The sequence below is a fragment of the Corallococcus sp. AB049A genome, assembly GCF_003668885.1.
In the GTDB taxonomy this organism is placed as follows: Bacteria; Myxococcota; Myxococcia; order Myxococcales; family Myxococcaceae; genus Corallococcus; species Corallococcus interemptor.
In genome coordinates this window covers 1-10,714 of record NZ_RAWL01000306.1, presented here as the reverse complement: position 1 = coordinate 10,714, position 10,714 = coordinate 1, and the positions used below count along the sequence as shown (strand labels likewise).

The window sequence follows — 10,714 nt, the reverse complement described above, 5'->3', positions numbered from 1 at the left end:
CCGCCCACCTCGCCACCCTGGGGCTGCTGCTGCTCTCCACGCCCCCGGCCCGCGCCCAGGCGACCGAGCCCCCCAGCGTCCAGCTCTCCGAGGAGGGCTACATCCTCTCCACCGCCGACAAGGCCTTCGTGCTGAAGATCCGCGGACAGCTCCAGGGAGACGGCCGCTTCTACGTGGCGGACTCGGACCGCAGCGGCACCAACACGTTCCTCATCCGGCGCCTGCGCCCCTTCCTGGACGGGACGCTGTTCGGCTTCGTGGACTTCCGGCTCATGCCGGACTTCGGCGTCGGCCAGCCGCTCATCCAGGACGCGTACATCGACCTGCGCCCCGTTGAATGGCTCCGCCTGCGCGCCGGCCGCTTCAAGACGCCCTTCGGGCTGGAGCTGCTCCAGGCCAACACGGACGTGCCCTTCATCGAACGCTCGCTCACCTTCGACCTGGTCCCCGTCCGCGACGAGGGCCTGCAGCTGCACGGCGACATCGCCGGGGGGCGCCTCTCCTATGCGTTCGCGGTGGTCAACGGCGCTCCCGACGGCGCCAGCATCGACGTCAACACCGACGACAGCTTCGACCTGGTGGCGCGCGTCTTCGCCCAGCCCTTCAAGGGCGACGCGGACTCCGCGCTCCAGGGCCTGGGCGTGGGCGTGGCCGTCTCCCGGGGCCTCCAGTTCGGCACGCCCTCCACCACTCCCGCCAACACGGCCCTGGTGCCCCAGCGCAGCACCGGCCAGGAGGTCATCTTCAGCTTCCTGAACAACGGGACCCCTGGAGGGACCGCCGTCGCGGACGGAGAGCACGTGCGCCTCTCACCGCAGGGCCACTTCTACTGGGGCCCGGTGGGGCTGCTCGCGGAGTACGTCCTGTCGTCACAGGAGGTGCGCACCGGTGACCAGCGCGCGCGCCTGCGCCACCACGCGTGGCAGGCGTATGCGTCCTACGTGCTGGGCGGGGACGCGTCCTTCACGGGCCCCAAGCCCCACCGCCCCTTCGACCCCAAGACGGGCAAGGGCGGCGCGCTGGAGATCTCCGCGCGCTACCAGGGCCTGGACATGGACGACGACGCGTTTCCCCGCTTCGCGGACCCCGCCCGCTCCGTGAGCCAGGCCCGGGGCTTCGGCGTCGCGACCGTCTTCGCCTTCAACCGGCGCGTGCGCTTCGCGTTGAACTACCACCACACGGACTTCGTGGGCGGCGCTCCGGAAGGTGACCGCGAGGCGGAGAACGTCGTGATGTCCCGCTTCCAGGTCGCGTTCTGAGACACGGAGCCTGCCGGGGTGTGAACGGCCCGGTATGATCCACCGCGAATTTTGACGACCTCGACTTCTTCAAGGAGGTCGCGACGCACTGGGTGACCGAATACAAGATCGACGGCTGGCGCCTGGATCAGGCCCACCAGGTTCCGGTGCAGTACTGGGACGACCTGCGGAGCGCCGTCGCCACTGCCGCGGCGGACGTGAGCTACACGAACGCGGCGGGACAGAGCGTCCATCCGCTGGGCTACATGGTGGCGGAGATCTGGAGCGGGCCGGCGGACATCGCCAGCAAGGGCTACGGCACCACCGCGAGCCCCGCGCTGCTGTCCGCGTTCGACTTCCCCATGCGCTACAGCCTGGTGCAGACGCTGGCCGTCGAGGAGTCCGGCACGGGCAACCGTGGAGCGAACAACCTCCAGGCCGGGTATCAGAACCAGCTGGCCTATCCGGCCCACGCCATGCCGAACCTGATGCTGACCAACCACGACCTGGTCCGCTTCGGCGACCTGCTCCAGCGAGGCGGCCTGGCGGAGCCCGGGGACAACGCCTGGTGGGCGCGCCACAAGGCCGCCTTCAGCGTCATGGCCGGTTACAGCGGCCCCATCACCCTCTACTGCGGTGACGAGATCGGACAGGAGCTGCCGGGCTTCGCGGCCAGGGAGGACAACTCCACCTGCGCCGTCCGGGGCGTCTGCGACGACCACGTCTCCCGGACCTCCGCCATCGTGGAGGGGATCCCGACGACGGTGGGCGCCCCCGCCACGGTGCTCACGCCCGCGCAGGCGGACCTGAAGCACCACGTCGCGTCCCTGATGGCGCTGCGCGACGCCCATCCGGCGCTGGCGAATGGCAGCCGGACGCACATCTACTCGGACGATCACGTCTTCATCGACCGCAAGGACAAGGGCACGGACCACGTCCTGTATGTGTTGAACGCGAAGGCGGAGCCCGCGCTCATCACCGTGGCGGGGACGGCCGTGGGCAGCGCGGGGACGCTCGTCGCGCTGCTGGGCGGCGAGGACGTGGCCCTCTCGGGTGGGGACCACGCGATCGCGCTGAAGCCGTTCGAGGCCCGGTTCTTCGTCATCGCTTCGCCGACGGCGGAAGGGCCGCGGACAGGCCCCGGCGGCGGGCTCTCCGGTCAGGGACCGCTGGCCCGTTGCGACGCGCCGACGGTCGAGGGGACGGGCCCGCTCGGCAAGGAGCTGTTCATCCGGGGCAGCTACGTCGGTGGCGACAACTTCGGTGCGACGCCCGCCAGCCGCCGGTTCGCCTACAAGGGCGACAACATCTACCAGGTGGTGGTCAACGAGCCGGACGTCACCGCGTACACCTTCAAGTTCGCCAGCGCGGACTGGTCGAAGGAGCTCGCGGTGACGGGCGGGAACCCGGTGGTGATCGCGGCGGAGCAGTCCATGTCGATCGCCGCGGGGCCCGGCAAGGAGTCCTCCATCGCCATTCCGGAGGCCGGCAACTACGTGTTCAGCTTCCGCATCAACGCGGGCCTCGACGGCGGCGAGCTGATGGTGAGCAGGTGCCCGTGACGCGCTGACACGCCGGCAGGGCTCCCCATCCTCCGAGGCCTCTGTATGCTCGGAGGATGTCCATGTCCTTCCTGGCGTTGCTGATGATCGCGGTGTTGGTGGGAGCCATCGTGGGGCTCTGGTGGCGCTCCACCCACGGCGAGCAGCCCCCGGCGCGGCCCATCGATTCAGCTCCGGAGGACGGGGAGAAGGTCCTCGCGGAGTTGATCCAGTCCGGGCAGATGATCAACGCCATCAAGCTCCACCGGACGCTCTACGGCAGTGGCCTGAAGGACGCGAAGGACGCCGTGGAGGCGATGCGGGACGGCCGGATGCCCGTGGGCCCTCCTGCGCGCCGTGAGGCATCCGATCCGGACGCCCACGCCGCCATGGAGCGTGCCGTTCGGGACAACAACCTCATCCAGGCCATCAAGTACCACCGGGCGATCTACGGCAGCGGCCTGAAGGAGGCGAAGGACGCCGTGGAGGCGATGCGGGCGGGCAGGGCGTCTCCGGAGCGACCGGAGGTGTCCGGCTCGGACCTGAGCGCCGACATCGAGCGCGCCATCTGGGACAACAACCTCATCCAGGCCATCAAGCTCTACCGCGACCAGCACGGCGTGGGCCTGAAGGAGGCCAAGGACGCGGTGGAGGAGATGCGCGCCGACCTGCTCCGGCGGCGGGGCTGAGACGCCGCCGGACGCGGGAGTCCTTCACGGCGCGCGGCCCGGCGTGAGCTTCCACAGGCGGCCGTTCGAGTCATCCGTGAGCAGGTAGAGCGCGCCGTCAGGCCCCTGGACCACCTCGCGGATGCGCGCGTTGCGCTCCGTGAGCAGGCGCTCCTCGCCGACCACGCGGTCGTCTTTCAATACCAGCCGCACCAGCGCCTGGCTGGACAGGCCGCCGATGAAGAAGTTCCCCTTCCACTCCGGGAAGAGCGACCCCGAGTAGATGGTGAGCCCCGACGGCGAGATGACCGGATCCCAATAATAGACAGGCTGCTCCATGCCGGCGGCCTGCGTCGTCTTGTGGATGGGCTCGCCGGAGTATTCCTCGCCATAGCCAATGGTGGGCCAGCCGTAGTCCTTGCCGGCCTCGGGACGGTTGAGTTCGTCACCGCCGCGCGGTCCCATCTCCACGATCCACAGCCGCTGCTGCGCGTCCAGGGCCGCGGAGAGGATGTTGCGGTGGCCGGAGGACCAGATCTCCGGCCGGGCGTCCTTCCTGCCCACGAAGGGATTGTCCTGGGGGATGGAGCCATCCGGGAGGATGCGGACCACCTTCCCGAAGTCGCTCTTGAGGTCCTGCGCCTGCACGCGGCCCGGGAGGATGGAGCGCTCTCCGAGCGTGACGAAGAGCTTGCCGTCCGGCGTGAAGACGAGCCGTCCACCCGCGTGCAGCGTGGACTCGAGCGTGGGCTGCATGCGGAAGATGACCTGGAGCCCTTCGATGCGCGGCTTCGGGCCGTCCACCAGCTTCGCGCGCGCCACCGCGAGCCCGTTGCCGCCCTCGCGCGGCTCGTAATAGGTCCAGTAGATGAGCCCGCTCTTCGCGTAGTCGGGCCCCACCTCCACGTCGAGCAGCCCACCCTGACCCCGGCCATCCACCTTGGGGAGGCCCGCCACCGCCGGCGACTTCTTGCCCGCGGCGGTGACGATGTAGAGCGAGCCCGTGGGCTTCTCCGTGACGAGGAAGCGGCCATCCGGCAGGAACGCGATGGCCCACGGCTTGTTGAAGCCAGAGGCGATTTCCGTCACGACAAGCGGCGTGCGCGTCTTCACCGCCGGGGCGCGCGTCTGCTGCGGGAACGCGGGCTTGAACTCCGGGACGTTGGGGGGCGCGGTCTCCACGGGCGCGCCCTGGGGGATGTCGCCCTTCCGGGGCACGGACTGCTGACTCTCACCGCCACGCCCCGGGGCCAGGTTGCCTTCCTGCCGCGAGGGCGGCCGGGGCGTCTGGGCCTGTGCTCCGGGGACGGCGCTCAGCAGGAGGGAAGCGAGGAGGGGGGGAACGAGTCCATGGCGCATGGGGTGACTCTCCGCCGAGTCGCGCGTGCCGTCACCCGCCCACGGCCACGCGGCGCCCGCTCAGGTGCCTGGGTGAACAGTCGCGCCGCCGCCCACCGTGAAGTCGATGACCCGTTCCCACATCGCCTGGAACTGCGGCTCCTGGAAGTGGGAGCCGGAGGACAGCCAGCTGATGTACTCCGGCGGCTGGTCGAAGTGGCCCGCGACGTCCAGGTGGTCTCCGAGCGCGACGTGGATCACCTCGCCCCAGACCTGGGAGCGGCTGGGGACGATGCCGTCGCTCCGGGATTCGAAGTTCCGGCCCAGGACGTCCTGGAGGGCCTGGGACTGGGCCGCCGTGAACCCGGGCACCTGGAGCTCCCGGGACCGGGGCGCGCTCTTCGCGTACAGGAAGGCGAAGATTCCCTGGAGGAGCGCGTGGGGCGTGGGCAGCAGCGGCAGGCGCGGCCTGGGTGGCGGAGCGCCGGTGACGACGCAGCCGTAGCGCACGTCCTCCCGGTCCGGGGTGCGCGCGTTGAAGGCCCGCGTGCTGGCGGGCATGAGGTCGTGGATCAGCTCCTGGTGCTCGCCCACCTGGCTGAAGAACCGGATGAGCTCCTCGCGCTCCTGTTCGGAGAGGTCCGCGGTCAGCCGGAAGATCTGATTGAAGAGGGTGGGGGGAAGCTTCGCGTCTTCGCTGCGCAGGACGAGCCAGTAGCAGGCCTGGAGGACGGCGGTCCGCAGCGGCATGACCTTGCGGTGCAGGGTGAAGAAGGTGAAGAGCCACAGGTAGCGCAGCAGCGTCTTTCCGACGTGGCCCTCGTGGAAGAAGCTGGCCAGCGGGGTGCCGTAATGCGGCGTGGAGATGCTCACGACCGAGCGCACGCGCTTCACGAAGTCCGGGGCCTCCCGGGCCATGCGCGGAGAGACGACGCTGCGTGCATCCAGCCCGCCCGTGGAGTGTCCGACGAGGTGGAGCTGCGCGTCGTCCTCGTTCGCGGTCCGGGCCATCTCCCGGAACACGTCCTGGGCCCGGGGCCCCAGCCCGGAGGTGGGGGAGGAGGCCAGGGGATGCACCCGCGCATCGATGCCGCGCTCCTTGAAGCGCTGCTCCAGCAACCGGGGGACGTTCTGGAAGTAGGCGATGCGCTCCGTTTCCTTGTCGCCCAGCTGGGTAAAGCCAAAGAAGCCGGGGACCAGATAGACGCGGTGCTGGGTGGCCATGCGGGCAAGCCTAGCGTGCGGAATACCCCCGGCGCCGGGGCCCGGGCCCAACGTGAAGTCCCGAACCCTTGCCCCGGACGGCAGGCCGAGCAAGCGGGCAGCTGCCGCGCGCAGGACTCCTGGCGGCGTGTCAGCGGGGGAGGGTATGAGGAGTGCCCATGAGCAACGAGAACACGCCGGCCGAACCCGAAGTGATGGAGCCCACGTTCTGGCGCAAGAACGGCTGGTCGGCCCGGGTCATCAAGAACGAGGAGGACGACGGCTGGGCCGTGGAGATCCGCAAGCAGGGGCTCTCCGAGCCTGCCCTCGTCAGCCCCTGGGTGATGGGCCGCGACAAGAAGAACCCCAAGCCCTTCGACGCGACGGCGTTCGCCACGTTCGTGAAGACGGCCTCGGAGGTCCTGGATCGCTCCGCCCGGCAGCGCGACCAGGCCCTGACCAAGAAGCTCTCCATCGCCTGGGAGGGCCGCTGGTACGAGGTCCGGCTGGAGCTCGTGCCGGATGAGTACGACCCCCACGCGCTGCTCTCGGCCATCGATGACGCGGGCGCGACCGTCGCGAAGCACCGCGCGCCGGTGAACTTCAAGTTCACCCGGGACGCCGCCAACGCATGGGTGCGCGGCGGCTTCCAGGAGCCCTAGGGCCTAGCAGGTCTTGTTGTACAGGGCGATGCAGTTGTCCTTGAACTGCTGCAGGCTGCACTTGCCGTTCTGCTGACAGGTCGCCCAGCCGTTGTACCGCGGGTCCCGACAGTACAGGAGCGTGACCCAGCAGCCGGCGCCCATCGCGGAGACGTCGCCGCTCGAATCGCCCATCGACGCCAGCGGCTCTTCCGAGCTCATGGGGCCGAAGTCCAGGTTGAGGCTCTGGCCGGACTCGGTCACCACCGTCTGCACGGAGTCGGGCGAGGACTCTTCCATCCCCGCGCCACAGCCCATGAGCGGAACCGCGGCCAGCATGAGTCCCAGGAGCAACTTCTTCATTGGTGTTCTTTCTCCCTCAGAGAATTCAAGAACGCTGAGGGGGCGTCGTCGTGTGGAGGGACAGCCTCCACACCCGGCATTCTAGAACAGAGTAAGAGCGAATATCTCTGTAAAACGAGAAATGTAAGACAGGACACATAAAGCCGTGCCGTCACCCGAGCGTGCGCAGCGTGTCCGCCGCCCGGCGCAGATCCTCCTCGAAGTGGATGCGCGCCTGGGCCCGCGCCCGCTCGTCCGGCATGCGCAGGAGCGCTGACGGATGGAAGGTCGCCATCCACGCCTTCGCCCAGGGCGTTTCGAAGATCTGCCCCCGGCTCAGGTTGATGCGGAATCCCGGCCCCAGGAACGCCTGCGCCGCCGTGGCCCCGAGGCAGAGGATCATGCCCGAGCCATCGAAGAGTTCCTGGGCGCTGACACGTCAACGCCACGTCAGTGACATGTCAGCCGGGATGTATCGGACGGTGCTCCCGGGGCGCCCCGGTGCTCCCGGTGCTGGCACGGGCCCTGCTGTCTCACGCACGAACCCATCCAAGGATTCTGCGTGTCCACGTCCCACACCGCTTCCCAGCCCCTTCACCCAGAGACCTGGGGCCTGACGCGAGCCGAAGCCGGGCTGTGCCTGGAGGGAAGGCCGCTCGCGAGCCTGACGGAGCGCTGGGGGAGCCCGCTCTTCGTCGTCCATGGCGCCCGGCTCGCCGAGAACGTCCGGCGCTTCCAGCAGACGCCCGAGGGCCGGAGGCGGGGCGCCGAGATCTTCTATTCGTACAAGACCAACCCGATTCCCGCCGTGCTCCAGCGGCTGTCACAACTCGGGGTCGGCGCCGAGGTCGTCTCTCCGTATGAACTGTGGCTCGCCCAGCGGCTCGGGGTCGCGCCCGAGCGGATCATCTACAACGGCCCGGGCAAGACGCCGAGCGTGGCCCGCACGGTGGTCCAGAGCGAGCTGCTGCTCACCCACCTGAACCACCGTGAGGAGATCGCGATCGTCGCGGCGGCCGCCGCGGAGCTTGGCAAGCGCCCGCGGGTGGGGATTCGCGTGGCCACCTCGGACAGCTGGTCCGGCAAGTTCGGCATTCCGATCGCCGGAGGCCAGGCGCTGGCGGCCTACGAGGAGGCGATGATGCATTCCTCGCTGCGGGTCGTCGGGCTGCACGCGCACCGGGGCGTGGCCATCGAGGATGCCGGGACGCTGGAGCGCTTCGTTCAAGAGGTGCTGGAGTTCTGCGACACGCTGCACGCCCGGCTCGGGCTCGAAGTGGAGATGCTCGACCTGGGTGGGAGCCTCGCGGTCCCGACGGTGCTGCCTCTGAACGACTCACCCGTGCCGCTCGAGGAGCGGGTCCGCCAGCGGCTCACGATTGAACGCTACCTGGCGCTGCTCATCGGCAGGGTCGAGTCCCACTTCCGTCGCGCCGGCCGTCCCGCGCCTCGCATCTTCCTGGAGCCCGGACGCGCGATGACCGGGAACACCCAGCTGCTGCTCTGCCAGGTCAGCAGCCTCAATGAGGCCGGAGCCGCGCCCGCGCACGCCATCCTGGATGCCGGCGAGAACATCGCCCACATCCTGCACCGCGAGTATCACGAGATCTTCCACGTCGAGCGGTGGGGAGAATCGCCCAGCGGGACGTACTCGCTCGACGGCCCCACCTGCAGCCCCATGGACCGCCTCCGGACGGAGATCGAGCTCCCCCGGCTCCGCGTGGGCGACACGCTCGCGGTCATGGACGCGGGCGCGTATCTGGTGTCCTTCTCGAATTCCTTCTGCTTCCCACAGCCCGGCATCGTGATCCTGGACGAGGGCCGCGCGACGCTCGCCCGTCGCGCGGAAACCTACGAAGACATGACCGCGCGCGACCCGCCGTGACGTCGGCCCCCGGTCGGGGCTAGCGTGGCTTCCGAATGGCCATGCCCCCCGTCCGCGTCTTCTGTCTTTGCCTGCTCGCGCTCTTCGCCTCCAGTTGCTCCAGCGACTCCTGCGAGGATTTGAAGTGCGTGGACAACCCACCCAATCCCTGCGGGTCCGCTCCGGATTGTGGCTGGCAGGGCCTGGGCTATGAACCGCTGGCCGTGCCCACCGCGCCCCGCACGGGTGAAATCGTCGCGGTGGGCGGCACCGTCCAGTCCCGCGCCTTCGCGCTCAAGGTGGACAAGGGCGTCATCCACACCTTCACCTGCACCGCGGAAGGCTTCGAGGCCTGTGAGGTGAAGTTCCTGGGCGCGGTGGGAGATGAGTCCGCGTTCATTGAACACGAGGGACGCACGACCCGCGTGCATTTCCGCGTGGTTGACGACCAGGGCGCCGCCGCCATCGTGACCGCGCTGCCCGCCGGGAGTACCGGCAGCTTCCGGTACTCGCTGACCCGGCGCGAGGACGACCACGGCGAGGACGTGGCCGGGGCTACGCTCCTCACGCCGGGCGCGCCTCCGGTCGAAGGGCTGTTGCAGGCCGGCCCGGATACGGACACGTTCGTCTTCGACGCGTCCGCGGGACACTTCGTCATCGTGCGGTGCCTGGGGGATTTCACGTCGGGGGGCAGCGACCGCCTCCAGGGGCCGGACGGACAGGAACTGCTCACCCCTGGATTCCTCACGCTCACGATCCGAGGCCGGAGGTTCTGGGTCAGGAACACCGGCAGGCATGCCTTCATCCTCAGGGGGTTCCAACCCACCGCCATTCCCTACACCTGCGGCGTGGAGGACCTGGGGCCGGATGACCACGGCGACTCGCCGGACACCGCGACCGTATTGCCTGAGGGCGCCAGCGTTGCGCTGAAGGGAATGCTCGAGCTCGAGTCCGACAAGGACGTGTTCTCCTTCTTCGCTCGGGCGGGCCATGCGTACGCGCTGCGCTGTGACACCCCGGCGCTCAATGCCTGCCGCGACGCCCGCGTCCTCACGCCACGGGGCGAGGTCCTGTATCCCCCGGTGGGCATTGACCGGGATGCCTGGCTCCAGGTGCGCGTGGAGGGCGATAGAGAGTGGGGCGCGTATGCGCTCACGCTCCTGGACCTGGGCGAGGACCAGGGTTCGGGCCCCCAGGACGCGGTGCACCTCGTTGGCGACGCGCCGCTCACGGGCTACCTCACCTATACCGGTGACGTGGACTTCTTCCGCTTCGATGCCCTGGCGGGACACGTCTACAGCCTGGAGGCGGACGGCGTCTCGGTGGAGGCCTTCCACCTCGCGGCGCCGGGCTCCAGCCTCACCCGGAACGACGTCGCGAAGGTGCACCACTTCATGGTGGACGCGGACGGCTCCGTCTTGCTGCGCGTCTCGGGGCCACGGGCGCAGTACGGGTTGGGCGTGCGGGACGTGGGGGTGGACGACCACGCGGGCACCGCCGCGAACGCGACCGACCTGGGCGGCGCACTGAGCGCCACGGGCGTGCTGAACACCTCCACCGACGTGGACTGGTTCGCGCTGACGCTGGACGCGCGCCCCCACGCGCTGAGCCGCACGTCGCTCGACACGAAGTTCGACCTCTTCGAGGCCGACGGCGTGACGCCCGTCCCCTGGGATGCGGCGTCCAGCGCCTGGGTGCCTCGCGCCGCGGGACGCCACCTGTTGCGGGCCGACATGTTCGGACGCTTCCAGGGCCCGGATGCCTACCGCGTTGAACTCCTTCCCCGCTGAAGCCCACGACCATGCGTGCCTTCTTCTCCCTCTGCTTGCTGACCGCCCTCCTGTCCGGCTGCGGCACGGACGAAGTCCCCCCTCCCACC

9 protein-coding genes and 1 pseudogene are annotated in these 10,714 nt (G+C 69.5%); 6 read left to right on the top strand and 4 right to left on the bottom strand.

The features are described from left to right. The 3 genes and pseudogenes from D7X55_RS27510 to D7X55_RS27500 form a co-directional block, all read left to right on the top strand. On the top strand, positions 1–1,259 hold a 1,259-nt coding region (locus tag D7X55_RS27510; RefSeq protein WP_121724603.1), incomplete at its 5' end, for an OprO/OprP family phosphate-selective porin. Positions 1,260–1,342: 83 nt separating this feature from the next. Next, positions 1,343–2,800: pseudogene (locus tag D7X55_RS27505) on the top strand (alpha-amylase family glycosyl hydrolase); the annotation flags it as partial. A gap of 62 nt (positions 2,801–2,862) precedes the next feature. Then, the gene (locus D7X55_RS27500) at positions 2,863–3,468 is read left to right on the top strand and encodes a hypothetical protein (RefSeq protein WP_147470225.1); all 606 of its coding nucleotides are present in this window, start codon (positions 2,863–2,865) and stop codon (positions 3,466–3,468) included. 24 nt (positions 3,469–3,492) lie between these two features. Here the strand turns inward: D7X55_RS27500 and D7X55_RS27495 are convergent, their stop codons facing one another. Both D7X55_RS27495 and D7X55_RS27490 read right to left on the bottom strand, forming a co-directional pair. Continuing rightward, positions 3,493–4,806, bottom strand: a complete 1,314-nt coding sequence (locus D7X55_RS27495; RefSeq protein ID WP_121724601.1) for a PQQ-dependent sugar dehydrogenase — start codon at positions 4,804–4,806, stop codon at positions 3,493–3,495. A 60-nt stretch (positions 4,807–4,866) separates the two neighbouring features. Continuing rightward, positions 4,867–6,009, bottom strand: a complete 1,143-nt coding sequence (locus D7X55_RS27490) for a triacylglycerol lipase (RefSeq protein ID WP_120552768.1) — start codon at positions 6,007–6,009, stop codon at positions 4,867–4,869. A gap of 158 nt (positions 6,010–6,167) precedes the next feature. Here D7X55_RS27490 and D7X55_RS27485 point away from each other — a divergent pair, with 158 nt between their 5' ends. Next, positions 6,168–6,650: a hypothetical protein gene (locus D7X55_RS27485; protein ID WP_121724600.1), complete on the top strand. Its 483-nt coding sequence runs from the start codon at positions 6,168–6,170 to the stop codon at positions 6,648–6,650. Between the two features lie 3 nt (positions 6,651–6,653). Here D7X55_RS27485 and D7X55_RS27480 read toward each other — a convergent pair whose 3' ends face one another. Together D7X55_RS27480 and D7X55_RS27475 are read right to left on the bottom strand one after the other, a co-directional pair. After that, positions 6,654–6,992, bottom strand: coding sequence for a hypothetical protein (locus D7X55_RS27480; RefSeq protein WP_120552766.1), 339 nt, complete (start codon positions 6,990–6,992; stop codon positions 6,654–6,656). A gap of 151 nt (positions 6,993–7,143) precedes the next feature. After that, positions 7,144–7,374 carry a uracil-DNA glycosylase family protein gene (locus tag D7X55_RS27475; RefSeq protein ID WP_199747163.1) on the bottom strand — a complete coding sequence of 77 codons (231 nt, stop codon included), beginning with the start codon at positions 7,372–7,374 and terminating at the stop codon, positions 7,144–7,146. A gap of 159 nt (positions 7,375–7,533) precedes the next feature. Here D7X55_RS27475 and D7X55_RS27470 point away from each other — a divergent pair, with 159 nt between their 5' ends. Both D7X55_RS27470 and D7X55_RS27465 read left to right on the top strand, forming a co-directional pair. Beyond that, positions 7,534–8,856, top strand: a complete 1,323-nt coding sequence (locus tag D7X55_RS27470) for an alanine racemase (RefSeq protein ID WP_233610100.1) — start codon at positions 7,534–7,536, stop codon at positions 8,854–8,856. Between the two features lie 35 nt (positions 8,857–8,891). Beyond that, positions 8,892–10,625, top strand: coding sequence for a hypothetical protein (locus D7X55_RS27465; protein WP_147468501.1), 1,734 nt, complete (start codon positions 8,892–8,894; stop codon positions 10,623–10,625). Positions 10,626–10,714: the final 89 nt, after the last annotated feature.

Excerpts from the sequence above, each read along its gene's own strand:
- D7X55_RS27500 (WP_147470225.1), top strand. The coding sequence starts at position 2,863 with ATGTCCTTCCTGGCGTTGCTGATGATCGCGGTGTTGGTGGGAGCCATC.
- D7X55_RS27495 (WP_121724601.1), bottom strand. The coding sequence starts at position 4,806 with ATGCGCCATGGACTCGTTCCCCCCCTCCTCGCTTCCCTCCTGCTGAGC.
- D7X55_RS27490 (WP_120552768.1), bottom strand. The coding sequence starts at position 6,009 with ATGGCCACCCAGCACCGCGTCTATCTGGTCCCCGGCTTCTTTGGCTTT.
- D7X55_RS27485 (WP_121724600.1), top strand. The coding sequence starts at position 6,168 with ATGAGCAACGAGAACACGCCGGCCGAACCCGAAGTGATGGAGCCCACG.
- D7X55_RS27480 (WP_120552766.1), bottom strand. The coding sequence starts at position 6,992 with ATGAAGAAGTTGCTCCTGGGACTCATGCTGGCCGCGGTTCCGCTCATG.
- D7X55_RS27475 (WP_199747163.1), bottom strand. The coding sequence starts at position 7,374 with ATGATCCTCTGCCTCGGGGCCACGGCGGCGCAGGCGTTCCTGGGGCCG.
- D7X55_RS27465 (WP_147468501.1), top strand. The coding sequence starts at position 8,892 with ATGGCCATGCCCCCCGTCCGCGTCTTCTGTCTTTGCCTGCTCGCGCTC.